This is a genomic window from Streptomyces sp. RPT161, from assembly GCF_027533845.1.
GTDB lineage: Bacteria > Actinomycetota > Actinomycetes > Streptomycetales > Streptomycetaceae > Streptantibioticus_A > Streptantibioticus_A silvisoli_A.
Genome location: NZ_JAPZVN010000021.1, coordinates 1 through 26,785, shown reverse-complemented (window position 1 = coordinate 26,785; position 26,785 = coordinate 1). Strand labels below are relative to the sequence as shown.

Genomic DNA, 26,785 nt, shown 5'->3' with positions numbered 1-26,785 from the left:
CCTGGCCGCAATGACAGTCTGTTGACGATTACTGCCAGCGCGGCGCCGGTGCGCCGCTGAGCAGCGCGTCGGGTCGGGCGGGGGTGAGCGAGGTCACGTCTGGTGGCAGTGCCGGGCCGCGGGTCCGGGGTGGGACCTGATCGAACGGTCCAGGTTGGTGGCCGCGCTGATCAGTGCCAGGTGGGTGAAGGCCTGTGGGAAGTTGCCCAGTGCCTCACCCGCCGGACCGATCTCCTCCGAGTACAGGCCCACATGGTTGGCCTGGGTCACCATCTTCTCGAAGACATAGCGGGCCTCGCCCACCCGTCCGGCGCGGGAGAGCGCCTCGACGTACCAGAAGGAGCACAGGTTGAAGGTGCCCTCCGAGTCGGTGAAGCCGTCACTGCCGTCGATCCGGTAACGGTGCACCAGGCTGTCGCTGACCAGGGTCTCCTCGATCCGCTCCACACTGGACAGGAACCTGGGGTCCGTCGGGGACGCGAACTTCACCAGCGGCATCACCAGCAGCGCCGCGTCCAGCGTGTCGCTGCCGGGGTAGCGGACGTACGCGCCGTGGTCGGGCGCGTAGCACATCTCCTGTACGAAGCGGTACGCGGCGCCGGCGGTGTCCCGCCAGCGCTCGATGGGCGCGGGCATGCCGCGCTGCCGGGCGATGCGCTGGGCCCGTTCGAAGGCCACCCAGGTCATCAGCGCCGAGTAGGTGTACCGCTGGCGGGCGCCGCGGCCCTCCCAGATGCCCTCGTCCGGGTCCTCCCAGTGCTTTTCCAACCAGTCCAGTTGGCGGCTCAACGCCTCCCACAGGTCGTAGGAGATCGGCTGCCCGTACTTGTTGTACAGATAGACCGAGTCCATCACCTCGCCGTAGATGTCGAGTTGGAGCTGGTCCGCTGCGGCGTTGCCGATGCGCACCGGCCGTGAACCGCAGTAGCCGTCGAGGTGGTCGAGCACCATCTCCGGCAGCTCCGCGCGCCCGTCGATCCCGTACAGCACCTGGAGCCCGCGCTCCGGCGGTGCCTCCAGGCAGCGGCTGCGCAGCCAGTCCACGAACGACGCCGCCTCCTCGGTGAAGCCCAGCCGCATCAGCGCGTACAGCGTGAAGGCGGCGTCCCGCACCCAGGTGTAGCGGTAGTCCCAGTTGCGCACCCCGCCGATGGCTTCCGGCAGCGAGGTGGTCGGCGCCGCGACCAGCGCCCCGGTGGGCTGGTAGACCAGCAGCTTCAACGCCAGCGCGGAGCGCTCCACGATCTCCCGGTACCGGCCCTGGTAGCGGGAGTGCCGCAGCCAGCCGTCCCAGAACGCCAGCGTGAGGTCCAGCAGCCGGGAGACCTCGCTGTCGCCGAGCGGGCGCAGCTCACTGCCCCACTCGGCGGCCAGCTCCAGGGTCTGCCCCGGCTCCAGCTCGACCGCGACCACCGCGGCGTCGCCGTCGACCTGCAGCGGCACGGAGGCGCGCAGCGTCAACGTGCCGACGGCGCTGGTGAACACCGCGCCCAGATCCGGAACCAGGCTCACCTGGTGCGGCACCCGCGCGTAGTCGAACGCGGGTCGGCAGTACACCTCCACCCTGGCCCGCCCCCTGAGCACCCGTACCTGGCGGACGATCTGGCGGACGCTCGCCTTGGGGCACGAAGGGTGGTCCGGCACCATGAAGTCGTACAGCTCGGCGACGGAGTCATGGGCCAGGAACCGGGTCAGCAGCACGTTGGAGTCCGGCATGTACATCTGCTTGGTGCGTTCGGCCTTCGCCACCGACACCGAGAAGGAGCCGCCCTTCTTGGCGTCCAGCAGGGAGCCGAACACCGACGGCGCGTCGAAGCGGGGCAGGCAGCACCAGTCGATCGTGCCGTCGTCTCCCACCAGGGCCACGGTGTGCAGATCGCCGATGATGCCGTGGTCCTCTATCGGTATGTAGTCGGGTCGTCCACTCTGGGTGACGAACTGCATGTCCACCCCTCCTCGGGACGCGTGGAACCCGCTCTCTCCTGTATACCGCCGTGGAGAGCGGAACGCGTCCCGACGGGGGCGCGTGCGTTCAGTGCGCCGCGGTCCGTACCCGGCTGATGTCGACCGGTAGCGTCGGGAAGCCGTCGCCAGGGCCGTTCTGGTCGTCCTCGCCGCCGGCGGCGATCCTGCGCAACACGTCCATGCCGCCGGTGACTTGACCGAAGGGCGTGTAGGCGGGGGAGAGCTTGGTGTCCTTCCAGACAAAGAAGAACTGGCTGCCGTTGGTGTCGGGGCCGGAGTTGGCCATGGCCACGGTGCCCGCCGGATAGGTGGCGCCGGACAGGTTCTCGTCGCGGAAGGAGTAGCCGGGGCCGCCGCTACCGGTGCCCGTCGGGTCGCCGCACTGCAGTACGTAGATCTTCTGCGTGGTCAGCCGGTGGCAGTGCGTGTGGTCGAAGTAGCCGCGCTGGGCGAGGAAGCGGAAGGAGAACGTGGTGCACGGTGCCTTGTCGGTCAGCGCCCGGAACGTGATGCGGCCCTGGCCGGTCCGCAGGGTCGCGGAGTACGGCCGGGCCGCGGTGGCCGGGTCGAAGACCGGTATGCCCTTGAATCTGTCGGCGGGCACCGCCTTCGTGAAGCCGCACGGTGCCGGGGCGGGCGCGGCTGAAGTGCGCTCGTTCGTCCGCGAGTTGGCGGACGCGGCCGTGGCCAGCGTCAGGACGACGGACGCCGCGGCGGCGAGGGGTACCCAGTGCTTGCGCTTCATGTGACGGACCTCCGAGGTCTGTGGCACCAGCGGCACTTGATCGGTTGGCGTGGGCCACCCTAAGGCCACTGCACCGTCGATGGCCATGGTCCGCTGGCCAGCCGACTGAGCCCGGCGCCGGCCGCCTTGGTGGCGTCGATGACGTTGCGCGGGGCGCGCGGCATCTCGCTCACCGGCTTGAGCAGCAGCACGGCGCCCATGATGGAGTCGTCCCACATGATGGGCGCGGCACAGGAGTTCCAGCCGGCCATACACTCCTCCTGGCCGAGTGCGAAGCCCTGGTCCCGCACCTCCACCAGCGAGGCGAGCAGCTTGTCGTTGTCCCGGAACACCCCGGGCCCGGCCTCCTCCGGTACCGGCTCGGCGAGCACCCGGGCCTGGATCGCCTCGGGCAGATAGGCCAGGATCGTGCGGCCGGAGGCTCCGGTGCGAAGCGAGCGGGTGACCGACAGTACGTCGCGCGGCGTCATCCCCAGCTCGACCAGGTCGGAGTCGCCCACCGCCATGTCGATGCACTGGCGTTGAGCGCCGCCGAACGGCGCGAGCATGTAGAGGAAGGCCAGACCGCCGTCGGTCCGCGCCCGCAGCTCCTGGAGCACGGCGTGCCCGGCGTCGCCCTCCGGGCCCTGGGCCAGCGCCTGCAGACCCAACTTGGCCGCCGACAGGCCGAGTTGGTACTGGCCGCGCCCGGCCCGGATGAAGTTTCCCTGGTAGACACCGGATTGCAGGATGCGGTGGACCGCCGAGTCGTCGAGTCCGGTGACCTTGGCCAGTTCCCCGGGGCCGTGTGAGGTGCCGCCCAGCTCGGCGAAGGCCCGCTGTACCCGGAAGACCCGCTCGGCGTGGCTGGTGCCGCCCGTAGCCGCCTGACCGTCCCGCGCACTGTGCCTGTTCATGCAGTGAGCCCGCCCTCTACTCGCTGTGGCCGTGTCCCCCGTCCCCCCGCGGGGACACAGCCTTCCACGTATTGCGCCAGGCCAGCCGTCGTGTTTCGGCCAAGGCGGGCGGCGCGGCGAGGAGTGCCCACGGTGCGATCAGATCCTACGGTGCGGTGGCCAGTACCAGCTTTCCGGTCTGGGTACGGGCGGCCAGGTCGCGGTGCGCCTGGGCGGCCTCGGCGAGCGGGTAGCTGGCGCCGATCACCGGACGCAGGTCGCCGGAGCGGACGGCGGCGGTCAGCGCCTTCATGCTCGTCGGCAGTGCGTTGCGGTCCGAGTAAAGGTGCGGCAGCCAGAATCCGGAGACGGTGACGGACTTCTCCATCAGCAGTTGGGTCGGCACGGCGCCGGTCTCGCCGGACGCGTACCCGTACACCGCCACTCGGCCGCGCGGCGCGACCGCGGCCAGGGTCGCCCGCAGCGTCTGGCCGCCGGTCATCTCCAGGGCTGCGTGCACGGGGCCGCCCGCCGCGTCCAGGATGCGCTCGGTGAGGCCGTCGGTCGTGGACGAGTCGAGTACCGCGTCCGCGCCGAGCCCTTTGGCCAGCTGCCGTTTGGCCTCAGTGCTGGCCAGCGCTATGACCTTGGCGCCCATCCGCTTCGCGAGCTGTACGGCGATCGAGCCGACACCGCCCGCCGCGGCCGGGATGACCACGCTCTGACCGCCGGTCAACTGGGCGGCGGTGAACAGCAGGTGCCAGGCGGTGTTGCCCTGCAGGGCCAGCGCCGCCGCCTGGTCGTCGGTGACGTCGTCGGGAATGTCCCAGGCCACCCGGCGGTGTACGACGGCCTTTTCGGCATAACCGCCGCCCATGGTGAGCGCGACGACACGGCGGCCGTCTTCCGTGGTGCCCACCACTTCGTTGCCGGGAATATAGGGCAGTTCGATCGGGGCCAGATACGTGTTTCCGCGGACGTGTACGTCGGCGTAATTGATACCGGCTCGGGTGACATTCACCAGGAGGTGCCCCGCGCGGGGCTGGGGGTCGGGTACCTCGGCGAGTTCGAGCACCTCTGGCCCGCCGAACTGACGCATGGTGATCGCGCGCATGTCTCTCCTTGGCTGGACGGTGCGGAGCGCCCGCTCCGACAGGCTAGGCCATGGTCTGCGGCGGGCCGACGGCGGTCCGGCAGCCGCTTTCTCGCACGGCGAGAAAGCGTGGCAGCGTTATGTCCGAAACGGTGGATTGCGGTGGCGTGGTTTCTCGCCTGGTGAGAAACGCGGTCATCCTTGCGGGTTGACGGATTTTTTGACACACTGAAGTCAGTCGCGTTCGGGGCGGCAAATCCGCTGAATCCACGGGGGAATTAGTTCGGCGGAGTTGCTTCTGGGATTTCCCAGGCCCCGAACGCGGCTTATTTTTTTGCCGGGTGGGTTTCTGTTCCCCACCGGTTGGGCGTTGGTACGCGCGAGTGACGGCAGGTCATCCGGACGGCCGTCAAGACGGACGGGCGTTCGACGGGGCGCGCTCCACCATGCGGGGCCTTTGTATGACCATCGGATGGGGGCTGTTCGAGGGAATTTCGGCTTGTCCGACCGGTGCAATCGGATGACCCCTCGTGTGCGGACCGCCGCCGTCGGGTGGTGCGTGGTGACATGTCGGCTGCGGGAACCGTCCCCACCGCCACACCACGGAGGCCCACATGAAAGCCATCAAGAAGGCCGCGGTGCTGACCGCGACCACCTGCGCGCTGGTTCTGGCCAGCGCGGCCGGTGCCAGTGCCGACGCGGGAGCCCACGGTGCCGCCGTCGGCTCACCCGGCGTCCTGTCCGGCAACGTCGTGCAGGTTCCGATCAACATTCCGGTCAACGTCTGCGGGAACACCATCGACATCATCGGACTCCTCAACCCCGCCGCGGGGAACTCCTGCGCGCACAAGGGAGACGGATTCCAAGGGCACGACAAGGGCAGCGGTGTCGGTGGCCCCAGCGGCGCCAAGAAGGGCAAGTGCGCCACCGCGCACCACGCGGACCACGGTGTCGAGCACCACGCGGACCGCCCCGCTCCGCACCGCGTGGACCGCCCCGTCGCCCACCGTCCCGCGGCGCACCGTCCCGCCCGCCACCACGCGCGCCGCCCGGTCCACCACCGCCCGGCGCACCACCGTCCCGCCCGCCACCACGTCCGCAAGAGGCACCACCGCTGACCGCTTCGCCCCGCGCCCGGCCCGCCGCCCCAACGGAGGCCGGGCGCAGCGCTTTCGGGGCCCGGGGGCTCGCTCCGTAAGGGAGGTCGCCCCTGGTCCGTCCCCGTCAGTCCAGTGGACGGGCACTCGTGGGTCGGCTGAGGGCCTGGCGCCCTCCGCTGGCCAGCATTCTCACCTCTCCTTTGTCGCTGATCTCCGCCCGGATGATGCCGCTGTCGTCCTCGTACACCGCGCTGCCGCCGGGCCCGGCGGTCTCCGTACGGCGGACCACCACCGTGTCGGCCGCTCCCTCCTCCTCACTGTGCGGGAAGGTCAGCTCGTATGCGGTGGGTTGTTGGTCCATGGCACCTCCCATTGAGCACATGCAAGGACACAAGGTGTAACCGCGATGTCCTGAGTTTCGCACCTTTGTCGTGCGCCCGCGCATGGACGCGATCTTGTCCATGCCGTTGACTATTGTTCAAAAGCGGCCCTACGCTCCAAGCGCGCCGCCCACCGGCCGCCGTGCGCCGTCCCCGAAACTGACCGCTCAGCGGGCCGGTTGAACCCACGCTGCGGGGAGGCCCCAGGTGTTCGAGATCCAGGCAGCACCGTTCTGGGCCCATGCCATCGGCGCGACCTTCGCGCTGTCGGCGGCATGCCAACTCCAGTTATGGAAGGGCCGGTTGGCCGCCGCGCGGCCAGGCGCCCGCGCGGCGATCGCCGTGCGGCTGGGAGGCGGGGCGGCTGGGCGGCCAAGCCGTACCTGCGCCTCACGCTGCTGTTCGCCGCCGTCCTACCGGCACCGACCGTCCCGCTCCTGCTCCGGCAGACCCGACCCGGCAGGCGATGCACGCCGTGTCCGGGCACCACGGAGGGGGCTGCCCGCCCGGCACCGGCGGGCCACCGTCGAACACACCCAGATCCCAACCAACGCCCCTGGCGGCACGGAGAGTTGAGCGTCTAGCCGTGGGCCGGAGGGCACCCATTGGAGGCATCCGTGAACACCGACGCAATGGACCGGCTGCGCGGCGAACTGGCCGCACCGCCCCCGGACGGCTTCGCCGCGCTGGACGCCGCGCAGCTGGAGTTCCTGGCCGACGCGCTGCGCGGGCGGCGGGAGAGCCAGGCCGCCGGACTGGCCGAGGCGGCCGAGGCGGCGCTGCGGCTGGTGCCAGGGGTGGCTCGCGGCCCGGTCCGCCGGATCCTGTTCCGGTGAGTGCCGTGGACACGCTGCGGAACCGGGCCGAGACCCGGAAGATCGCCAGACTGCTCGATGTCGACGTCGACCAACTGGTATTCCTGCGCGGCCTGTCGGCGGACGACGTACGGCGGTTCCGCGAGCAGGTCGTGACGGCGCTTTTCGACGGCGCTCCCGAGATGCTCGACCGGATCGCCCGGGCCACCAAACTGGTGCCCGCCGCGGTCGCGGCGACCATCTCGCAGACCGCGCTGGGACCCCGGCTGGCCGCCGGGGTGGCCGGGCGGCTGGAACCGCACCGTGCCGCCGAGATCATCGACAGGCTGCCGGTCTCCTTCACCGCCGAGTCCTGTGCGCACCTGGACCCGCGCCGGATCGCCGGCATCGTGCAGCGACTGGACGAGGACCTGCTGGTGCGGATAGCGGTGGCGCTCGCCGAGCGCGGCGACGACGTGACCATGGGGCGGTTCGTCGGCCACCTGCCGGACACCGCGCTGCGCCGGATCCTGGGGCTGGTGGACGCGTCCGTGGTGCTGCGCGTCGGATTCCTCATCGACCAGCCGCAACGCGTCGACAGCGTCATCGAGTTGATGGGCACCGAGCGGCTGGCCGCGGTGATCCAGGCGGCGGGTGACGGCCTGTGGCCGGAGGCGCTCGCTGTGGCGGGGATGGCGGGGCCGCGATGGCGGCACGCCATCGCGGCCATCACGGCCCGCCAGGCACCGGAGCACCTCGACTCGCTGGTGCGCGCCGCGCACGAGCAGGACCTGTGGGAGTCGCTGTTGCCGCTGGTCGCGCTGTTGGACGACGCCGAGCGGCGCCGTATCGCGGAGCTGCCGTCGCTGCGCGATACGGCGGTGCTCGGCGAGGTCGTCCAGGCGGTGGTGGCCACCCGGCTGTGGCAGGAGTTCCTGCCGCTGGTCGAGCTGCTGCCGGGGCCGTCCCGGCGGACCGTCGCCGAGACGGCGGGGCGGCTACCGGACGGCGAGCTGAACGCCATGGCGCTGGAGGTGGCCGAGGGGGACCTGTGGGAGGCGGTGCTTCCACTGGTGGAGCTCATGGACGACCCGGCGAAGGAACGAGTCTTCGCGCTGCCCGCCTTCCAGGAACACGGCGCGGACCAGGCCCGCCCGCCGTCCGACGGGTTGCCGTTAGGATGAATTGAAGAATTCCTCAATTCGTGAGTCACGGCAAGGGCGGGAGGCGAGGTGTCCGGAGGGCGGGTCCCGCTGTACCAGGCGAAGGCGGAGTTCTTCCGGATGCTGGGACATCCGGTGCGCATCCGGGTGCTGGAACTGCTCCAGGACGGCCCGATGCCGGTCCGCGACCTGCTGGCCGCGATCGAGGTCGAGCCGTCCAACCTTTCGCAGCAGCTCGGCGTGCTGCGCCGGTCGGGGATCGTGACCGCCACCCGCCAGGGCTCCACCGTGGTGTACGAGCTGGCGGGCGGCGACGTGGCCGAGCTGATGGGCGCCGCGCGGCGGATCCTGACCGAGATGCTGGCGGGGCAGCAGGGCCTGCTGGCCGAGCTGCGAGGGCCTGCCGGCCGGAGTGGAGAGCCTTCGTGACTGACGACATCGCAGGTCAGGACCGGCCGCTGCCCAGGGATCCGGGCGCCGGAAGCGAGCGCTTCAAGGAACGCGGGGTGCTCCTGCGGGTCTTCGTCTACGTCTTCGCCACCCACCTGTTCGCCGGATTCATATGGCTGCTGTTCTACGTGGGCGGACACCGCATGTGACATCGCGGGCCCGGCGGCGGGGCCCTAACCGTGTTGCGAAGTTGTGACCCGTACGAGTGGTACATCCCTCCATCCGGACGTAGCGTCGACAAGGCAACAGCCGTTACGAGCTCCGCCGGAGCGGTTGAGGAGCGAACATGCAAAGTCGTGTGGCAAAGACAGCAATCCTGGTCTGTGCTGGTACGGCACTCGCGGCGATCGCCGCCCCGTCGTCCGCTTCAGCGTCCGCCAACTCCCGACCGCAATCACCCAACCGGGTGGTCGTCGACTGCTTCTTCCATGCACAGGTCCGCCCCGCGTCGTTCCTGATCGCCTGCGCCGACGGTAACAACTACCTGAGCAATCTGCGCTGGTCGCAGTGGGGGCCGGACGCCGCCACCGCCACTGGGCAGGACGTGGTCAACGACTGCAAGCCCTACTGCGCCGCGGGCAAGTTCCACAGCTACCCGGCGCAGATACGGCTGGACCGGGCACGGCAGTGGAACGGCAAGTCCCGCGAATGGCAGTACGGCCGGTTGACCGTGACCTACCCGGGCACCAGGCCCGCGGACACCCCCCAGACCATGACGTACAACCTGTGGAGCTGACGCTCAGGCAAATGGCGAAACCGCTCACGGTGCGCCGTACCCGCCGCCACCGGGCGTCTCCACCACCAGTACGTCACCCGGCCGCACGTCCACCGAGTCGCAACCAGCCATCGCGGTGACCGTGCCGTCCGACCGCTCCACCCGGTTGGCGCCCAACGCGCCCGGAGCACCCCCGGCCAGCCCGTACGGCGGTACCCGGCGGTGGCCGGACAGCGTGCTCACCGTCATCGCCTCCCGGAACCGGATCCGGCGCACCGCCCCGTCACCGCCGCGCCAGCGGCCCGCACCACCACTGCCCGGCCGGACTGCGAACTCCTCAAGCAGGACCGGCAGTCGCCACTCCAGCACCTCCGGATCGGTCAGCCGGGAGTTGGTCATGTGCGTCTGCACCACTGACGCCCCGTCGAACCCGGCACCGGCGCCCGAGCCGGATGCGACGGTCTCGTAGTACTGGTGGCGCTCGTTGCCGAAGGAGACGTTGTTCATCGTCCCCGACCCCTCGGCCTGCACACCCAGCGCCGCGTACAGCGCGCCGGTGATCGCCTGTGAGGTTTCCACGTTCCCGGCGACGATCGCCGCGGGATGCCGTGGGGCCAGCATCGAGCCCTCGGGGATGACGATGCGCAACGGCCGCAGACAGCCGTCGTTCAGCGGGATGTCGTCGGCGACGAGCGTGCGGAAGACGTACAGCACCGCGGCCGTCACCACCGACGACGGCGCGTTGAAGTTGGTGTCGAGCTGTGCGGAGGTACCGGTGAAGTCCACGGTCGCCGAACGCCGTTGCCGGTCCACCCGGATCCGTACCGAGATCACCGCGCCGGAGTCCGTCTCATAGCGGTACTCGCCGTCGTCCAGCGCGTCGATGACGCGGCGCACCGCCTCCTCCGCGTTGTCCTGCACGTGACGCATGTAGGCCTGCACCACATCGAGACCGAAGTGCCGGATCATCGCCCCGACCTCGTCGACTCCCTTGTGGTTGGCGGCGATCTGGGCGCGCAGGTCGGCCAGGTTGGTGGCCGGGTTGCGGGACGGGTACGGCGCCTCGCTGAGCAGCCGCAGCGTCTCCGCCTCGCGCAGCCGACCGTTCTCCACCAGCAGCCAGTTGTCGAACAGCACCCCCTCCTCCTCGATCCGGCGGCTGTTGGCCGGCATCGAGCCCGGAGTGATGCCGCCGATCTCCGCGTGGTGGCCACGGGAGGCGACGAAGAACAGGATCCGCTGCTCGCCGTCGGCGCCGTCGCCGAAGACCGGGGTCACCACGGTGATGTCCGGCAGGTGCGTGCCACCGTGGTAGGGGTCGTTGACGGCGTAGGCGTCGCCCGGCTTCATGGTTCCGGCGCGACGGCGGAGCACCTCCTTGACGCTGGTGCCCATCGAGCCCAAGTGGACCGGGATGTGTGGTGCGTTGGCGATGAGGTTGCCCTCCGGATCGAAGAGGGCGCAGGAGAAGTCCAGCCGCTCCTTGATGTTGACCGACTGGGCCGTCGACTCCAGCCGTGCGCCCATCTGCTGGGCGATGGACATGAAAAGGTTGTTGAAGATCTCCAGCATCACCGGGTCGGCCTCGGTACCCAGCTCCGCCTCGGTGCGCGCCCGCTCCCGCTCCACCAGCAGATGCCCGGCCCCGGTCACCGACGCCCGCCATCCGTCGTCCACCACGGTGGTGGCGTTGGCCTCGGTGATGACGGCCGGTCCGCTCACCGCCTCGCCGGGACGCATCCCTTCCCGCCGCCGCAGCGGTACGTCGCGCCAGGCGCCGTCGGTGTACATCCGGGCGGTGCCGGTGTCCGCGGGCTCCCCGGGCGCGCCGGACGTGCCGAGGTGGTCGAGGTCGGGGTGCTCGGTGAGCCCGGTCGCCTCGACCGAGAGGGCCTCCACGATGACCGGACGGTCCATCAGGAACGAGTAGGTGGACCGGTGGTTCTCCTCGAACTCGGCGATCATCTCGGCCGGTTCGGCGAGCTCCACCGGTACCGCGGTGTCGGTGCCGTCGTAACGCAGATGGGCCCGCCGGGTGACCTGGATCCGCTCCCGCGGTACGTCCTCGTCCAGCAGCTCGCCGCGCGCCGCCGACTCCAGGGCCTCGGCCACCGAGCGCACCCGCTCCATGGACTCCGGCGCCAGCCGCACCTCCACCGACTGCTGGCGCATCGCCGTGGTGTCGGCAAGCCCGATGCCCAGCGCGGACAGCACCCCCGCCATCGGCGGCACCAACACGGTACGGATGCCGAGCGAGTCGGCGACGGCACACGCGTGCTGGCCTCCGGCTCCGCCGAAGGTGGTCAGCACGTACTCGGTGACGTCGTGGCCCTGCTGTACGGAGATGCGTTTGACGGCGTTGGCGATGTTGGCCACCGCGATCCGCAGGTATCCCTCGGCGACCTCCTCGGGCGAGCGGTCGTCACCGGTGGCCTTCCGGATCTCGGCGGCCAGCTCGGTGAACCGCCGCCGCACCAGCCGCGCGTCCAGCGGCTGGTCGCCGTCCGGCCCGAACACCTGGGGAAAGTGGGCGGGTTGGACGCGGCCGAGCATCACATTGGCGTCGGTGACGGCCAACGGTCCGCCGCCGCGGTAGCAGCACGGCCCCGGGTCGGCGCCCGCCGAGTCCGGGCCGACCCGGTAGCGGCTGCCGTCGAAGTGCAGTACTGATCCGCCTCCGGCGGCCACGGTGTGGATGGCCAGCATCGGGGCGCGCAGCCGTACCCCGGCCACCTGGGTGTTGAAGACCCGCTCGTACTCGCCCGCGAAGTGCGACACATCGGTGGACGTGCCGCCCATGTCGAAGCCGATCACCTTGTGGAACCCGGCCTGTTGCGACATCCGGACCATGCCGACGATGCCTCCGGCCGGTCCGGACAGGATCGCGTCCTTGCCCCGGAAGTGCCCGGCCTCCGCCAGCCCGCCGTTGGACTGCATGAACATCAGCCGCACGCCCCGCATCTGGTCCGCGACCTGCCGTACGTAACGCTGGAGCACCGGCGACAGGTAGGCGTCCACCACCGCGGTGTCGCCGCGCGGCACCAGCTTCATCAGCGGGCTCGCCTCGCTGGACAGCGACACCTGGGGAAAACCGATCCGCTCGGCCAGCTCGCCGATCGCCTGCTCGTGCGCGGGGTGCAGATGGCTGTGCAGACACACCACCGCCACCGCGCGGATGCCGTCACGGTACGCCCGCAGCAACTCCTCGCCGAGTCGGTCGAGATCCGGGGCGCGCAGCACCGTACCGTCCGCGGTGATCCGTTCATCGGCTTCGATGACCCGGTCGTACAGCAGCTCGGGCAGCACGATCTCGCGGGCGAAGATCTCCGGCCGGTTCTGGTAGCCGATGCGTAGCGCGTCTCCGAACCCTCTGGTGATCACCAGAGCGGTGCGCTCGCCCCTGCGCTCCAGCAGCGCGTTGGTCGCCACCGTCGTCCCCATCCGCACCGCGTCCACCCGGTCCGCCGGAACGGGATCGTCCGGGGAGAGTCCGAGCAGTGCGCGGATGCCGGCGACGGCGGGATCGCGGTAGCGGGCCGGGTTCTCCGACAGCAGCTTGTGGGTGGTGACCTGGCCGTCCGGGCCGCGGGCGACGATGTCGGTGAACGTGCCACCGCGGTCCACCCAGAACTGCCAGCCCGCACCAGCCACGCCGGTTTCCCTTCCCCGCGGTGATCCAGCGCAAACGATCGCGGTGCGCCTTGGTACGCGTAGCTGGTCATCAGGTACAACCGGCCGGTCGGTGGGTATTCAGGCGGTGAGGCGCACGGCGCGCACGGCTCGCTGGGGGCGTTCGCGCGGCAGTGGCACTCTCCCTCCCCTTCACCCGCCCATGGACCGTGCCACCGGCAAGGCGCCCGGTGCGTCCCGCGTCCCTCGAACAAGGAGCAGCCGTGGACACCACAGCGTTCGGAGCGGGCGGCGGGGCCGCCCCGTCGGTCCAACCGGAACGCCTGCGCCGCGGTGCGCTGGGGCTGGCCGACATCACCGCGTCGACCATGGCCAACATCGGCCCGGCGATGAGCTTCTTCTTCGGCTTCGCGCTGATCGCGCAGACCGCCGGGGTGGCCGCGCCGCTGACGATCCTGGCGGCGGCGGTGGTGGTCGCGCTGCTCGGCAACACCCTCGCCGAGTTCTCCCGGTCGATTCCGTCCACCGGCTCGTTCATCACGTTCATCGGCAAGACCTTCGGTCCGGTCGCCGCCATCACCACCACGATCGTGGTGTCACTCGGCTACATCATCGCGGTCTCCGCGGTCGTCGCCGTCTCGGGCGGCTGGACGGCGACGATCATCGCGCACTACACCGGGGTGCACATCGCCTGGCAGTGGTTCACCGCCCTGCTGACGCTGGTCTCCTTCGCCCTGGTGGTCAAGGGCGTCGCGGTCTCCACGAAGTGGGCGGGTGCGCTGTTCGCCTTCGAGATGGGGCTGCTGGTGCTGGTGAGCGTCTGGGTACTGGTCCGGCACAGCGGGCAGCTGACGACGGCTCCCTTCGATCCCGGCCAACTGGCCGGTGGCTTCAAGGGACTTGGGCTCGGCTTCCCACTCGCCGTCTTCCTCTTCGTCGGCTGGGAGAACTCGGCGGCGCTCGCGGAGGAGACCACCAACCCGCGGCATGCGGTGCCGCGGGCGATCTATCTGTCCATCGCCGCGATGACGGTCAGCTATCTGCTGTTCGCGTACGTCACGGTGGTCGGCTTCAACTACGACACAGCGGCCCTCGCCAAGTCCGATGTGCCGTTCGTCGACGTGGCGTTGGGCATCCTCGGCGGCGGTGCGTTCCTCGCCTACCTCGCGGGGTTCACCTCCATCACCGGGTCACTGATCTCGGCGGCCAACTCCCAGTCCCGGCTGATCTTCAACTCCGGCCGGGAGGGCCTGCTTCCGCCGGTCGTCGCCAAGGTCACCGCGCGGGGCCGCACCCCCTGGGTGAGCTTCGTGGTCTATCTCGCGGTCGCCCTCGGCCTGGCCTTCGGCTGGGGCTGGGACATCGACCCGGTCACCTACTTCGGCCAGTCGGCCACCCTGGGCACCATCCTCATCGTGGTCACCTGGCTGGTCGCCAACCTGGCCCTCCCGGTGTACTACCGCCGCCACCACCCCGAGCTGTTCTCGCCGGTACGGCACCTGATCCTGCCCCTCGCGGGCGTCGCCGCGATCGGCTACCCCCTCTACCAACTCGTCAAGCCCGGCCAGCCCGCGCCGTACAACGTCTTCCCGCTGATCAGCGCGGCGATCATCGTGGTGGCCGTGGGGTACGCGCTGGTGCTGAACGCACGGGACCGGACGCTGGGGGAGCGGGTGGGGTCGATTGTGGCGGACGCCGAATAGCCGCCCCGGCACGGGAGTTGACGGAAGGGCGGTGAGGCGCGCGGTCGCGTCCGGGGCGCAGGGTCGGTCCTCGGCGTTGACGAGCACGGCTCCACGTGAGCGCCACGGGCCGACCGTGCTGCGCCCGAGGCACGCCGCCTCGCGGGCTGTCGATGCCGGTGGTCACGGCGGGTGGCGGAACGAGGGTCCGTGACGGCACGGACCGGGGCTCCCGCGTGCCGCCCCCGGCGTCACCCGCACGGCCGCACCGGTCAAGGGAAACGGCGCAGGGCCGGTGGTCGTACCCCCCGCCGACTGCCGCCCCCGGCGTGCGCCCACGGAGCGTGTGGCAGGGACAATGGCCTGGTGAAACACCCCATGGACTACCAGCAGATCCTGCACGACGCGATGGAGGCGGCCCGGCCGGTGCTCGGCCACGGGCGGGTCGCCGACTACATTCCGGCGCTTGCCTCGGTGGACCCGCAGGCGTTCGGGATGGCTCTCGCCACGATCGACGGGGAGTTCCACGGGGTGGGCGATCATGAGACGCCGTTTTCCATACAGAGCGTCTCCAAGCTGTTCACCCTGGCGCTGGCCCTTGCGGAGGGCGGCGACGGGCTGTGGAAGCGGGTGGGCCGGGAACCGTCCGGCAACCCCTTCAACTCGCTGATCCAGCTGGAGACCGAGCACGGCATCCCGCGCAACCCGTTCATCAACGCCGGTGCCCTGGTCGTCACCGACGTGCTGCACACCCTGACCGGCGACGCGAGCGGCGCGGTGCGCGACTTCCTGCGCGCCGAGGCGGGCAACCCGTCGATTGCCACCGACCCGGAGGTGGCCGCCTCCGAGTCGGAGACGGGGCTGCGCAACGCGGCGCTGGCCAACTTCATCGCCAGTTTCGGCAACCTGGTCAACCCGGTCGAGACAGTCCTTGAGCACTACTACGCGCACTGCGCGCTGCGCGCGAGCTGCCGTGACCTGGCGCTGGCCGGTGGCTTCCTGGCCCGGCACGGCCTACGGGCGGACGGGTCGCGGCTGCTCACCCGTAGCGACGCCAAGCGGGTCAACGCGGTGATGCTCACCTGCGGCACCTATGACGCGGCGGGCGACTTCGCCTACCGGGTCGGCCTGCCCGGCAAGAGCGGGGTGGGCGGCGCGATCCTCGCGATCATCCCGGCGGTCGGCGCGCTGTGTGCCTGGAGTCCGGGCCTGGACACCGCGGGCAACTCCGTCGGTGCCACGGTGGCGCTGGACTACTTCTCCACGGTCACCGGCTGCTCGGTGTTCTGAGCGCGGTGCCGCGACGACCGCCGCGGAAACGATTCAGCGGATGTCTGCCAGCAGCCGGTCGACCTGGTCCGCGGTGGCGTGGCCGCGGGCCAGCACCGCGCTTCGCTGCCCGTCGAGGGCGAGCAGGGTGGGGAAGCCGTCGACGCCCAGCTCACGGGAGCGGCGGAAGTCCGCCTCGGCGGCGGCCCGGGTGGCGGGTGAGCGCAGCGCGGTGACCACGGCCTCCGCGTCGAGTCCGGCGGCTTCGGCGATCCTCCGGTACGTCGCCGGGTCCGACAGGCTCAGTCCGTCAAGGTAGAACGCCTCCTGCATGGCGGCGGCCAGGTCCACGGCGCGGTCGGGGGCGGCGGCGCGCAGCGCGGCCATGCCGAGCGCGGCGGCCTCGGAGTCCATGACGAACGAGCCGTCCGCGATCAGCCGCTGGTAGGCGTCGCCGAAGCGCACCCCGGTCAGCTCGCTGATCTTGGCGTTCGAGCCCTGGACATAGCCGAACTCGCGGATCGGCACCCGCCGGGCGTCGGTGAACAGTCCGCCGGAGACCACCTCGGCGGGCAGCTCCGGGTGGCGGCGGGCGATCTCGGCCAGGGTGGGGGCGAATCCGTAGGACCAGCCGCAGTAGGCGTCGAAGACGTAGAGGAGCTTCACGGAGGGGGCCTTCCAGGGGGAGACATTTCGCCTGCGGAAACAGTATCTGACGCGTCAGGTATTCCGCCGGGCGGCGAGGGTTCAGCGCAGCCGTGGCAGCATGTCCCGGGCCGAGTGGCTGAGGATCCGCAGATCCTCGGCGAACCGCTCCCGATCCTCGGCCGGCAGCGGGTCCAGGAAGTAGCGCTCGATGTTGGCCACATGCACCCGGGCCGCCCGCACCGCGGTCCGCTCGCCGGGCGGGGTCAACCGGACCAGTTGCATCCGGCGGTCGTCCGCGGCCGCTTCCCTCGCCACGAGACCCGCCGTCTCCATCCGGTCCACCAGACGGGTCGCCCCACCGGTGGTCAGCACCTGCTCCTGGGCGATGCGGCGCATCGGCAGCCCCGCGCCGCCGGCCCGGCCCAGGATCAGCAGCACCTCGAACATCAGATGGCTGATCCCGCACTCCTCCTCGATGGCGCGGCCCAGGATGTACTCCAGCCGGTTCGCGGCCCCCAGCAGACGGCCGAACGCCAGCACCCGTGCGTCGTCCGCCGCCTGCTCGGCCGTCGCGATCCCCGTACCGTCCGCCACCTGCCCACGCCCTTCCCGCCGTACCTCACGCACCCGCGCACCACCGGTACATCATCCAACGCGGCAGCTCGCCGGGCGGCGGGGGAGGGGTCAGCCGGTCGGTGCCTTGGTGCGCAGCACCTCGATGAACGCCCGGATCCACGCCGGGTGGTCGGGCCAGGCACGGGCGGAGACCAGCACTCCGTCGACCACGGCCTCGCCGTCCTCGTAGCTCGCCCCGGCCGCCGTGACGTCCGGCTCCAGCGCGGGATAGGCGGCGGTGCGCCGACCGCCCAGCACGCCCGCGGCGGCGGAGATCAGGGGGCCGTGGCAGATCTGGGCGACCGGCTTGTCGCCCTCGAAGAAGTGCCGCACGATCCGCTGGAGTTCGGGGTCGTTGCGCAGGTACTCGGGCGCCCGGCCGCCGGGGATGACCAGCGCGGCGAAGTCGGCTGGATCCACCTGCGCGAAGGCGAGATCGGCGGGCCAGGTGTATCCGGGCTTCTCGGTGTAGGTGTCGAAGCCCTCCTCGAAGTCATGGACGACGAAGCGCAGTTTCTTGCGCGTCGGCGCCGCGACCTTGACGTCGTAGCCCTCCTCCCACAGGCGCTGGTACGGGTAGAGCACCTCAAGGGACTCCGCCGCGTCACCGGTGACGAGCAGGATCTTCACCGCCATGGCCAAGCACCGCCTCGCGATCGTCGTGGGTGTCCTGCGGTCACCGCCCCGACCATCGCCGAGGCGGCGTCCGGAGAACAACCTCCCTCATCGCGCGGCGCTCCGCAACCACCTGTGGACGCAGCGTGATCCGTGCCGTCAGTTGGCCTGGCGAACCGTCAACTCGGCGATCCCGGGACGGCTGTTGGCGTTGGCGGCGCGCACCGTCACCCGTACGTAGCGGGCCGACGCCGTGCCCCGCGGCCGCGCCGTCCAGTGCCTGCCGTCCAGCGAGACCTGTACGCCGTACCAGGCCGGTCGGGTGGCCGTCCACCGCGGGCTGATCGACGCGATGCGCACCGGACCGCCGAGGTCGACGGTCAAGGTGCCCTGGGTGCCATCAGGCACCCACGCGGTGGTGGTGTTGCCGTCCACCGCCGCCTCGGCGTACATGCCCGGCTGCGCCGAACTGGCCGTGGCCTTCGCGCACCTGGCGACATCGGTGGTGGCCGCGAGGTCGGGACGCCGGGTCTTCAGCACCGCGGGCGCGCTCCGGCTCACCACCTGCCTGCCCTGGGCGCTCTCCATGTCGAACGGCCTGCCGCTGGTCAGTCGCACCGTGGTGGCGTGCGCCCCGATGGCGACGTCGAACGTACGGCCCTGCCAGTGCAGCCCCTTCAGTGTGACGCCCTTCGCCAACTGCGGCGGCAGCGTGGGGTCGAGCCGTACCCCGTCCTGGCTCCAGCGCAGGCCGCCCAGGCCGTTGGCGAAGGTCTGCAGGAAGCCGCCCGCCCCGGTCAGAAAGTCCTGCGCGGGCGCGCCCGCCAGCGGGTCCGAGGCCCCCGCCTTGCTGCCGCGCGCCTCGGAGAACTCGTCGAACGGGCCGCGTACGAACGGCTCGACGGAGCGCATCAGATAGGTGTACGTCGAGCAGCCCGGCTCACCGATGGCGGCGGCGTCGATCGCGTGGATGGAGTCCGTCATGGCCGGGCCGTCCGGATCGGTGCGCGCCGCGTAGTAGTCCAAGGTGGACTGCGCCGAGGTGCTCGACATCGGCCAGCCCAGCGGATACATCAGCATCACCGCGTCCGCCTGCTTGATCAGCGAGCCCTTGTATCCCGCGTACTGCTGGAAGACGTGGGTGCCCGGGTCGTACGGGATGCGCAGGTGGTCGGCGATCCGTGTCCACTCGGCGGGCGCGGGGTGGCCGAGGAGCTTGGCGGCGGCGGTGGCGTTTCGCAGCGCCGTCGCGGCACCGGCGTTGGTGAACACCCCGTCGGTGACGCCGTTGCTGTACTCGTCGGGCCCGGCGACGTTCTTGATGGAGTAGCTGCCGTCGGAGTCGGGCGTGGCACGCCCGGCCCAGAACTGGGCGATGCCGTTCAGCACTGGCCAGCCACGGTCGCGCAGCCAGGCCGTGTCACCGGTGGCCTGGTAGTACTGCCAGACCGCCAGCGCGATGTCGCTCTGCAGATGGATCTGGGTGACGCAGTGCGGCGGGCTCCAACTCTGGCACTCCGCCTGGAGGTTGCCCTGGCTGCCGCTCTCCCACGGGTAGAACACCCCCTGGTAGCCGAGCTGCCGCGCGTTGGCCCGGGCACCCGCCAGGGTCCGGTAGCGGTAGTCCACCACCGACCTGGCCAGGTCCGGGTGGTATGCGAGCAGGCTGGGGAACATCCATGTCTCGGCGTCCCAGAACACCAGACCGGCGTAGTTGTCGCTGCTCAGCCCGGTCGGCGCGATGCTGTTGGCGGAACCGGCGCGGATGCTGGAGAGCAGTCCGTACTCCGAGGAGCGCACCCACGACTGCAACTGCGGCTGCCCGGCGACCTCGATGTCGCTGCGCCACAGCCTGTCCCAGGCCGCCGAGTGCGCGGTGAACAGTGCGGCCCAACCGCGTGCCGCCGCCTGCTGGGAGGCGGCCACGGCCGAGCCGTCCGGATCGTGCGAGGTGAGTGCGGTGTCCACGCCGACGTACTTGGTCAGGGTGTACGTCTGGCCGCCGCGCACCGGGAAGCCAATTGCCTGACTCCCCGTCAGGTTCTTTTGTTCCTGGGAGAACTGGGACTGGCTGACGTCCGCGCTGGTGCTCAGCGTGGAGGCGACGGCGCCCGAGGTGCCGGTGCCGTCGGTGCGAAAGCCCACCCGCTGGGTGCGCCCGCCCAGGCGGGCACCGGTGGCGGTGGCGGAGAGCATCCGGGCGCCGCGGCCGTCGATCAGGTCGGTGACGGTCGCCTGCCCGCTCCAGTGCGGGGTCATCCGCAGCCGTACTGCGGCCACGTGCTGGTCGGCGCGGTCGGCGAGCACGTCATAGACCAGATCGGTGGCCCGACCGTCGCTTGCGGTCCAGGTCAGCGAGGTGCGGACCAGGCCGCAGCGCAGGTAGAGGGTCTGCCGGTAGTGCGAGATGCGGCCGGTCGAGGTGTTCCCGCTGAACGTCTCGCCGCCGGTGCCGACCGTCATCCCGGTCCACGTCGGCAGGGCGGCTATGACCTGCCGGTCGCTGGTGGTCTGCTTGTTGTGCGCGTACAGGCCCGAGACGAACGAACCGTCGTAGCGCGGGCTGTACAGCGGCCAGCCGGTCTTGGCGGCGGAGGCGAAGTAGCCGCTGCCGGTGGCGGGCACGCGTTGACCCAGATAGCCGTTGCCCACGAAGGCGTGGTAGCTGTCCTTGGGGTCGATGGTGGTGGAGGTGAGCGTCCAACCGGGGTCCGGCGCGGTGCAGGGGCTGTCGGCGGTGGTGTCGGGTCTGTCGGCGGCGGTGGCGATCGGCTGGGCGGCGGGGGCGGCCGCGATGAGCAGCGCCGCGAGCGCGGGGGCGGTCGGTCGTATGTATCGGTGCAGCCTTGCGGGGCGCGCTCGCAGCGCTGTGAGCTTGCTCATCGTTGTCCGTTCTCGCTTTCCCTCGGTTCGCGATCACCGGCGAAGTGGCAGCGAACATAAAGGGGTGAACGTTACGCGTCAATAAGTGGCGCACAGCGTTCAAGAAGTGAACGAACGACGGTGGCTGGTCAGCCTCCTACAGACTCCGGCGCGCCATGGTGCGTTCGGCCGTCAACGGGGACGGGCCGGCTCGATCAGGAGCTGCACGTCGATCTCCTGATCACCGTGGATCAGGCCGTGCTCCGCCACGGCGAACGAGTCCTCAAGGGCGTGCTCCACCTTGCGGACCGCGGCCGGACAGCCCTGGAGATCGGCGGTCACCGGGCCGCCCAGTTCCCGGGCGGCCGAGTGCGGCCCCTCGGACGACACGTCGAAGTTCTCGATCCACGCGGTCTGCCTGCCCTGGCGGGTGCTGATCGGGCCCCCCGGAGCGCCGCTGGGGGAGGCCGGGAAGGCGGTGTTGAGCGAGCGGAACACCGTGTCGGCGTCCTGGGCCGCACAGTCGTTGAGCACCACGGTCACCTGCGCCGCATCCTGCTGAGTGGTCATCTTGGACGCTCCTTCGCTGAGACGCTCCGCGCTGCGATGGGGCGGGGGCTCCGCCCATAACCGACGGTAAGCCTGCACGGGCCGGGGCGCCCGGCGGATCACGGGGTGTTGGCACCCTCGGAGGGGTCAGTCACAGCCGCGTGGTGGGCGGTGACGTATGGTGCCCGAATGCCCGAAACCAAGAGCGAAGGGAAGAGTGGAATGCCGGAAGTGATCCAACTGTCCAAGAAGGCGGCATCGGCGGAGTCGGCGCAGGCCGCCGCGCCGCAGGATGCCGAAAAAGAGGAGCCGAGGTCGCTGACTCCGGTGTTCAACGCACTGGTTCGGGAGTGGCGGGCCGAAGGCCGGGACATCCCGCTGCGACATAAGCCGGCGGCCGCCGCGCTGGCACGAGGTGCCGCGTAACAGCCGCCCGCTCATCCGTCGGCGAAGCGGTACCTTCAGGAACGGGCGCCCTGCCAGACGTCGTTGACCAACGGCGCGACGGAGGGCGCCTGTTCGCGTCCGGCCCGCGCCGCGTCCGCGCGCCTCGCCGGATCCAGCACGTTGCGTCCTATCGCCTGGCGGGCGAAGGCGTCCGGTGTGATGACGGCGACCTGCGCGCCGTCGCGACGCAGCCGGTCGGCCTGCTGGCGCGGGCCGGGCATCAGCGGGCTGTGCAGGGCCATCGGAGCCAGCACCACCACCCGCCGGAAGCCATGTGCGAGGTCGGCGTTGGCGCTGCTGCGCACGCCGCCGTCCATCCACCGCCGACCGTCGATCGTCACACACGGCCACACCCCCGGCACCGCGCAGCTCGCCGCCACCGCGTCCACCAGCGGTGCTCCGCTGCCGCTGTGGAACGCCGTGAACTCGCCGGTGTGCGCGTCCACCGCGGTGACCAGCAGTCGCCGTTCCCGGGACCACTCGTGCGAGCTCAGCCGGGACTCGATGACCTTGCGCCGCTCCGCCTCCGGTCCGGTGTCCGCGGCGAGCGCCATCCGGCCGATGCGCCGGCGTGCCGCGCGCACGTCGGGCGAGACCAGTGCGCTGCCGGCCATGGTGAGCACGGTCCGCTTGCCGATCACCGTCGCGATCTCCCCGTCGGGCGGCGCGAGTTGCCGCTGGTACAGCGTCTCCAGCGGGGTGTCCGAGGTGAGTTGCGCGCCGACTACCGAACCGGCCGAGGTGCCGATCACCACGTCCGCCCCGCCGAGACCGAGTCCGGCATCCGCCAGTCCGGCCAGCAACCCCAACTCCCAGGCGACTCCGGTGACTCCGCCGCCCCCCAGCACCAGTGCGCGCTCGCCCATGACCACCCGGCCTCCCTCGATGTCCGTGCCACAGTAGTGCGGGGCGCACCGGCCCGCGAGGGCACCTCGGGCGGGCGGCGCGGGGTGCCGGTAGCGTCCTCGGGCATGGAGACGACGCTGTACGGCGCCCTGGTCACGCTGCGACCTGTGACGGTCGCCGACATCCCGGCGCTGGCGGAGATCCGCGCCACGCCCGAGGTGCGCCGGTGGTGGCGCGGGAGCGACGACATGGTGGCGGCGGTGAAGGAGGACCTGGCGGAACCGGGCGCCCGGCACCTGGCGATCGAGTACGAGGGCCGTGTGGTCGGCATGGTCCAGTGGGCGGCCGAGACGGAACCGGACTATCGGCACGCGAACATCGACATCTACGTGGATCCGGCCGTGCACGGTCGGGGAGTGGGTACGGACGCGGTGCGGGCGCTCGCGCGGCATCTGATCGCCGAGCACGGACACCATCGGCTGGTGATCGATCCGGCGGCGGACAACGCCGCCGCCGTTCGGTGCTACCGCAAGGTCGGTTTCCGGCCGGTCGGCGTCATGCGGCAGTACGAGCGCGGCGAGGACGGTACGTGGCACGACGGGCTGTTGATGGACCTGCTGGCGGACGAGCTGGCCCCCGGCGGTGGCAACGGTGAGCGATCGCTGGGGAGTTGACCGGCGGTAGGGGGCTCACCGGCCCTCAGGCGCGTCGACCGTCGGCTTCTGGTCCGTCGGAGCGTCTGTCATGCCCTGCTGGAGGTGGTCGATGTGGTAGACCGCCTGGTCCAGCAGCTCGGCGACATGGTGGTCGTACAGCGCGTACACCACCGAGCGCCCGCGCCGCTCGCCGGTGACCAGACCGAGGTTCCGCAGCAGGCGCAACTGGTGCGAGCAGGCGGACTGCTCCATGCCGACCGCGGCGGCCAACTCCGTCGCGGGCAGCGGCCCCTCGCGTAGCCGGGCGAGGATCAGCAGCCGGGACGGGGTGGCAAGGGCCTGGAGGGTGTTCGCCACCTTGACCGCGTTCGCCGTGTCCAGGCGCAGTCGCGGAACGGCGTGCTCTGCGGCGGTGGAGACTCCATGACCCATGGCGGATATCGTACCGCCGGTTCGAGTGAATGCATGAACAATTGTTCATGCATTCCTGTATGGTGGGCGAGTCGGTCCGGCCGCGCGTCCCGCGCTGCCCGGAATCTCCCCTACGAGAAGGCTCGCGCCCATGTCGTCCACCCTGACCACTCGTCCGGCCCCGACCGCCGGGATCCGTGACGCGTCGGCGCCCAGGCGCCGTACGCGGGTGTTCGCGCTGCCGGAGGCCCGCTGGGCGGCCGCCGCGCTGGTGCTGTTCCTGGTCGCGCTGCCGCTGCAGCTGACCGGCGCCCCGGACTGGGCCTGGGGCCCGCTCTACGCCCTGGCCTATGCGGCGGGCGGCTGGGAGCCGGGCTGGTCCGGGCTGCGGGCGCTGCGCGAGAGGACGCTCGACGTCGACCTGCTGATGATCGCCGCCGCACTCGGCGCCGCGGCGATCGGGCAGGTGATGGACGGGGCGCTGCTGATCGTCATCTTCGCCACCTCCGGCGCCCTGGAGGCGCTGGCCACCGCGCGTACCGCCGACTCCGTACGCGGCCTGCTGGACCTCGCCCCGGCCACCGCCACCCGGCTCGGGGACGACGGTGCCGAGCGGGCCGTCGCCACCGAGGAGCTCGCCGTCGGCGATGTGATCCTGGTCCGTCCCGGTGAACGCGTGGGCGCCGACGGCCGGGTGCTCGACGGCGCCAGCGAGGTCGACCAGGCCACCATCACCGGCGAGCCGCTGCCGGTCGCCAAGCGGGTCGGCGACGAGGTGTTCGCGGGCACCCTGAACGGCACCGGCGCGCTGCGGGTGAAGGTGGAACGGGACCCGGCGGACTCGGTGATCGCCCGGATCGTGGCCATGGTCGAGGAGGCGTCGCGGACCAAGGCGCCGACGCAGCTGTTCATCGAGAAGGTGGAGCAGCGGTACTCGATCGGCATGATCATCGCGACCCTCGCGGTGTTCGGGGCGCCGCTCCTGTTCGGCGCGGATGTCACCGGGGCGCTGCTGCGGGCGATGACCTTCATGATCGTGGCGTCGCCTTGCGCGGTGGTGCTGGCGACCATGCCGCCGCTGCTCTCCGCGATCGCCAACGCCGGGCGGCACGGCGTCCTGGTCAAGTCCGCGGTGGTCATGGAGCGGCTGGGACAGGTTGACGCCGTCGCCATCGACAAGACCGGCACCCTCACCGAGGGCACCCCGCAGGTCACCGACGTCCGCCCGCTCGCCGAGTCCGGGCTGACCGAGGAGGAGCTGCTGGCGCTGGCCGCCGCGGCCGAGCACCCCAGCGAGCATCCGCTGGCCCGCGCCGTCGTCGACGCCGCCCGCGCTCGCGGTCTGCGGCTCGCGGTCGCCGAGGACTTCGACTCCGCGCCGGGCCTGGGCGTCAGGGCCACGGTGGACGGCGGCGTGGTCGCCGTGGGCAGCCCCGCCCGCATGCTGGGCTGCCGGGAAGGCCATCCGGCGAGCGAGGTCGCCGCCCGCCTGGAAGCGGGCGGCCGCACGGCGGTGCTGGTGGAGCTGGACGGCACTCCGGTGGGCGTGCTGGGGATCGCCGACCGGCTGCGGGAGGAGGCCGCGGAGACGGTGGCGGCCCTCAGCTCGCTGAGTGACGGTGCACCCGTGCTGGTGACCGGGGACAACGAGCGGGCGGCGGCGCGGCTGGCCGGCGAGGTGGGGATCACCGACGTACGCGCGGGTCTGCTGCCGCAGGACAAGGTGCGCACCGTGCAGGAGATGTCGGCGGCCAGACGCAGGGTGCTGGTGATCGGCGACGGGGTGAACGACGCGCCCGCGCTGGCCGCCGCCCACAGCGGCATCGCGATGGGGCGGGCGGGCTCCGATCTGGCGCTGGAGACGGCCGACGCGGTCGTGGTGCGGGACGAGCTGCGCACCATTCCCACCCTGGTGGCGCTCTCCCGCCGGGCCCGCGCTCTGGTGGTGCAGAACCTGGTGATCGCCTCGGTGTTCATCTCGGGGCTCGTCGTCTGGGACCTGCTGGGCCACCTTCCGCTTCCGCTCGGTGTCGCCGGACACGAGGGGTCCACCGTCATCGTCGGCCTCAACGGCCTGCGGCTGCTGCGGGACCGTGCCTGGCGCGGCTAGCCCCGCCAAAGCCCTTGCCGGGCCGCCCTGTTGACCGTTCGGCGTGATGCGTACACTCGGGCTTGAAGTTCGTAGATCATCGAACTTTACTCACGGGGAGGAAGTGCCGTCATGCGCGCGATCGTGGTTGAGGAACTCGGCGGGCCCGAGGTGCTGCGGGTGCGGGAGGTGCCAGCGCCCGAGCCGGGGCCGGGAGAGGTGGCCGTCCGGGTGGCGTGGGCCGGGGTGAACTTCGCGGAGATAAAGATCCGGGCCACCGGGTACCGGGTGTCCGCGCCGCCGTTCACCCCGGGGCTGGAGGTCTCCGGGACCGTTCAGGCGGTCGGTGCCGGGGTCACCGGACTGTCCGTGGGGCAGCGGGTGACGGCACTGACCCTCTTCGGCGGTTACGCGGAAACCGCCGTGGTGTCCGCCGCCCTGGCCTTCCCCGTGCCCGATGGCGTGGGCCTGCGGCTGGCGGCCACCCTGCCCACCGTGCTGCCGACCGCCCACGCCCTGGTACACGAGGTGGGACGGCTGCGCGCGGGTGAGTCCGTGCTGGTGCAGTCCGCGGCGGGCGGCGTCGGCACGGTCGTCGGGCAGATCGCGAAGCGGGCCGGGGCCGGCACCGTCCACGGTGTGGTCTCCCGCCCCGACAAGGCCGACTACGCGCGCAGGCAGGGGTACGACGAGGTCTTCGTCGGCGACGACTGGGCCGACCAGGCCCGTAAGGCCACCGCGGGACGCGGTGTGGACCTGCTGCTCGACCCGGTGGGCGGCCACACCTGGCGGCAGGGGCTGGAACTGCTGTCACCGTTCGGCCGGGCGGTCTCGTACGGCAACGCCAGTGGCGAGCAGCCGTGGAGCGCGGGACTCGGCTCCCTTTCCCCCGGTGGTCACGGAGTTTTCGGTTTCAGCCTCTACGGGCTGGCCGAGAGCGCGCCCGACGCGCTGCGGCGACTCGCCGATCGCGCGCTGTGGCTGGCCGCCGACGGCACCGTGGACCTGCCGATCAGCCATGAACTGCCGCTGCACGAGGCCGCGGAGGCGCACCGACTGATCGAAACCCGCGCCACCACCGGAAAGTTGGTGCTGCGGGTCAGCGGGGAGGCGTAGCCGTCCCCGCGGTTGATAGCGAAGCGCGGTAGCCATGTGACCGCCGTCACATGGCTACCGTGATCCGTAT

At 71.2% G+C, this 26,785-nt stretch carries 25 protein-coding genes; 12 read left to right on the top strand and 13 right to left on the bottom strand.

Translation table 11 applies throughout. The features are described 5' to 3' along the window. Nucleotides 1-93: 93 nt before the first annotated feature. The 4 genes from O5O46_RS28795 to O5O46_RS28780 form a co-directional block, all read right to left on the bottom strand. Entirely contained in the window at nt 94-1,944 is a 1,851-nt protein-coding gene (locus O5O46_RS28795; RefSeq protein ID WP_269858540.1) for a glycoside hydrolase family 15 protein, read from the bottom strand. Between the two features lie 88 nt (nt 1,945-2,032). After that, a complete protein-coding gene (locus O5O46_RS28790; RefSeq protein ID WP_269858539.1) occupies nt 2,033-2,710 on the bottom strand; it encodes a peptidylprolyl isomerase in 678 nt (225 codons plus the stop codon). A gap of 59 nt (nt 2,711-2,769) precedes the next feature. Further along, the gene (locus tag O5O46_RS28785; protein ID WP_269858538.1) at nt 2,770-3,606 is read right to left on the bottom strand and encodes an IclR family transcriptional regulator; all 837 of its coding nucleotides are present in this window, start codon (nt 3,604-3,606) and stop codon (nt 2,770-2,772) included. A gap of 145 nt (nt 3,607-3,751) precedes the next feature. Beyond that, nucleotides 3,752-4,699, bottom strand: a complete 948-nt coding sequence (locus tag O5O46_RS28780) for a quinone oxidoreductase family protein (protein ID WP_269858537.1) — start codon at nt 4,697-4,699, stop codon at nt 3,752-3,754. A 593-nt stretch (nt 4,700-5,292) separates the two neighbouring features. Between O5O46_RS28780 and O5O46_RS35405 the strand changes: the two genes are divergently transcribed. Continuing rightward, a complete protein-coding gene (locus O5O46_RS35405; RefSeq protein ID WP_333482432.1) occupies nt 5,293-5,796 on the top strand; it encodes a chaplin in 504 nt (167 codons plus the stop codon). 106 nt (nt 5,797-5,902) lie between these two features. Here O5O46_RS35405 and O5O46_RS28770 read toward each other — a convergent pair whose 3' ends face one another. Beyond that, nucleotides 5,903-6,139 (bottom strand): DUF6296 family protein, encoded by a 237-nt coding sequence (locus O5O46_RS28770; protein ID WP_269858536.1) that lies wholly within the window; start codon nt 6,137-6,139, stop codon nt 5,903-5,905. A gap of 636 nt (nt 6,140-6,775) precedes the next feature. Between O5O46_RS28770 and O5O46_RS28765 the strand changes: the two genes are divergently transcribed. The 5 genes from O5O46_RS28765 (at nt 6,776) to O5O46_RS28745 (ending at nt 9,301) form a co-directional block, all read left to right on the top strand. Continuing rightward, nucleotides 6,776-6,994 (top strand): hypothetical protein, encoded by a 219-nt coding sequence (locus tag O5O46_RS28765; protein ID WP_269858535.1) that lies wholly within the window; start codon nt 6,776-6,778, stop codon nt 6,992-6,994. Beyond that, a complete protein-coding gene (locus O5O46_RS28760) occupies nt 6,991-8,136 on the top strand; it encodes a hypothetical protein (RefSeq protein WP_269858534.1) in 1,146 nt (381 codons plus the stop codon). The genes O5O46_RS28765 and O5O46_RS28760 overlap by 4 nt, the downstream gene beginning before the upstream one ends. 48 nt (nt 8,137-8,184) lie before the next feature. Then, nucleotides 8,185-8,544 carry an ArsR/SmtB family transcription factor gene (locus O5O46_RS28755; RefSeq protein ID WP_269858533.1) on the top strand — a complete coding sequence of 120 codons (360 nt, stop codon included), beginning with the start codon at nt 8,185-8,187 and terminating at the stop codon, nt 8,542-8,544. Nucleotides 8,545-8,573: 29 nt separating this feature from the next. Continuing rightward, the gene (locus tag O5O46_RS28750) at nt 8,574-8,714 is read left to right on the top strand and encodes a DUF6126 family protein (protein ID WP_269858621.1); all 141 of its coding nucleotides are present in this window, start codon (nt 8,574-8,576) and stop codon (nt 8,712-8,714) included. Between the two features lie 149 nt (nt 8,715-8,863). Further along, nucleotides 8,864-9,301, top strand: a complete 438-nt coding sequence (locus tag O5O46_RS28745; RefSeq protein ID WP_269858532.1) for a hypothetical protein — start codon at nt 8,864-8,866, stop codon at nt 9,299-9,301. A gap of 24 nt (nt 9,302-9,325) precedes the next feature. Here O5O46_RS28745 and O5O46_RS28740 read toward each other — a convergent pair whose 3' ends face one another. Beyond that, nucleotides 9,326-12,931 (bottom strand): hydantoinase B/oxoprolinase family protein, encoded by a 3,606-nt coding sequence (locus O5O46_RS28740; protein WP_269858531.1) that lies wholly within the window; start codon nt 12,929-12,931, stop codon nt 9,326-9,328. Between the two features lie 242 nt (nt 12,932-13,173). Here O5O46_RS28740 and O5O46_RS28735 point away from each other — a divergent pair, with 242 nt between their 5' ends. Next, a complete protein-coding gene (locus tag O5O46_RS28735; RefSeq protein WP_269858530.1) occupies nt 13,174-14,613 on the top strand; it encodes an APC family permease in 1,440 nt (479 codons plus the stop codon). Nucleotides 14,614-14,970: 357 nt separating this feature from the next. Next, the gene (locus tag O5O46_RS28730) at nt 14,971-15,882 is read left to right on the top strand and encodes a glutaminase (RefSeq protein ID WP_269858620.1); all 912 of its coding nucleotides are present in this window, start codon (nt 14,971-14,973) and stop codon (nt 15,880-15,882) included. Between the two features lie 33 nt (nt 15,883-15,915). Here the strand turns inward: O5O46_RS28730 and O5O46_RS28725 are convergent, their stop codons facing one another. From O5O46_RS28725 to O5O46_RS28705, 5 genes are all read right to left on the bottom strand, one after another. Further along, nucleotides 15,916-16,527 (bottom strand): DsbA family protein, encoded by a 612-nt coding sequence (locus tag O5O46_RS28725; protein WP_269858529.1) that lies wholly within the window; start codon nt 16,525-16,527, stop codon nt 15,916-15,918. Between the two features lie 81 nt (nt 16,528-16,608). Beyond that, a complete protein-coding gene (locus tag O5O46_RS28720; RefSeq protein ID WP_269858528.1) occupies nt 16,609-17,103 on the bottom strand; it encodes a MarR family winged helix-turn-helix transcriptional regulator in 495 nt (164 codons plus the stop codon). Between the two features lie 90 nt (nt 17,104-17,193). Further along, nucleotides 17,194-17,760, bottom strand: coding sequence for a DJ-1/PfpI family protein (locus O5O46_RS28715; protein ID WP_269858527.1), 567 nt, complete (start codon nt 17,758-17,760; stop codon nt 17,194-17,196). 138 nt (nt 17,761-17,898) lie between these two features. Then, complete coding sequence (locus O5O46_RS28710; protein WP_269858526.1) at nt 17,899-20,622, bottom strand: discoidin domain-containing protein; 2,724 nt, start codon at nt 20,620-20,622, stop codon at nt 17,899-17,901. A 171-nt stretch (nt 20,623-20,793) separates the two neighbouring features. After that, nucleotides 20,794-21,171, bottom strand: coding sequence for a hypothetical protein (locus tag O5O46_RS28705; RefSeq protein ID WP_269858525.1), 378 nt, complete (start codon nt 21,169-21,171; stop codon nt 20,794-20,796). Between the two features lie 168 nt (nt 21,172-21,339). On the opposite strand from O5O46_RS28705, the gene O5O46_RS28700 reads away from it, so the two are divergent. Beyond that, nucleotides 21,340-21,576, top strand: coding sequence for a hypothetical protein (locus tag O5O46_RS28700; RefSeq protein ID WP_269858524.1), 237 nt, complete (start codon nt 21,340-21,342; stop codon nt 21,574-21,576). Between the two features lie 35 nt (nt 21,577-21,611). On the opposite strand, the gene O5O46_RS28695 is transcribed toward O5O46_RS28700, so the two are convergent. Then, nucleotides 21,612-22,463 carry a patatin-like phospholipase family protein gene (locus O5O46_RS28695; RefSeq protein WP_269858523.1) on the bottom strand — a complete coding sequence of 284 codons (852 nt, stop codon included), beginning with the start codon at nt 22,461-22,463 and terminating at the stop codon, nt 21,612-21,614. Between the two features lie 105 nt (nt 22,464-22,568). On the opposite strand from O5O46_RS28695, the gene O5O46_RS28690 reads away from it, so the two are divergent. Beyond that, complete coding sequence (locus O5O46_RS28690; RefSeq protein ID WP_269858522.1) at nt 22,569-23,117, top strand: GNAT family N-acetyltransferase; 549 nt, start codon at nt 22,569-22,571, stop codon at nt 23,115-23,117. A gap of 15 nt (nt 23,118-23,132) precedes the next feature. On the opposite strand, the gene O5O46_RS28685 is transcribed toward O5O46_RS28690, so the two are convergent. After that, a complete protein-coding gene (locus tag O5O46_RS28685; protein ID WP_269858521.1) occupies nt 23,133-23,531 on the bottom strand; it encodes an ArsR/SmtB family transcription factor in 399 nt (132 codons plus the stop codon). A 130-nt stretch (nt 23,532-23,661) separates the two neighbouring features. On the opposite strand from O5O46_RS28685, the gene O5O46_RS28680 reads away from it, so the two are divergent. After that, nucleotides 23,662-25,620 (top strand): heavy metal translocating P-type ATPase, encoded by a 1,959-nt coding sequence (locus O5O46_RS28680; protein WP_269858520.1) that lies wholly within the window; start codon nt 23,662-23,664, stop codon nt 25,618-25,620. Nucleotides 25,621-25,731: 111 nt separating this feature from the next. Beyond that, nucleotides 25,732-26,715 (top strand): quinone oxidoreductase family protein, encoded by a 984-nt coding sequence (locus tag O5O46_RS28675; RefSeq protein WP_269858519.1) that lies wholly within the window; start codon nt 25,732-25,734, stop codon nt 26,713-26,715. Nucleotides 26,716-26,785 lie beyond the last annotated feature (70 nt).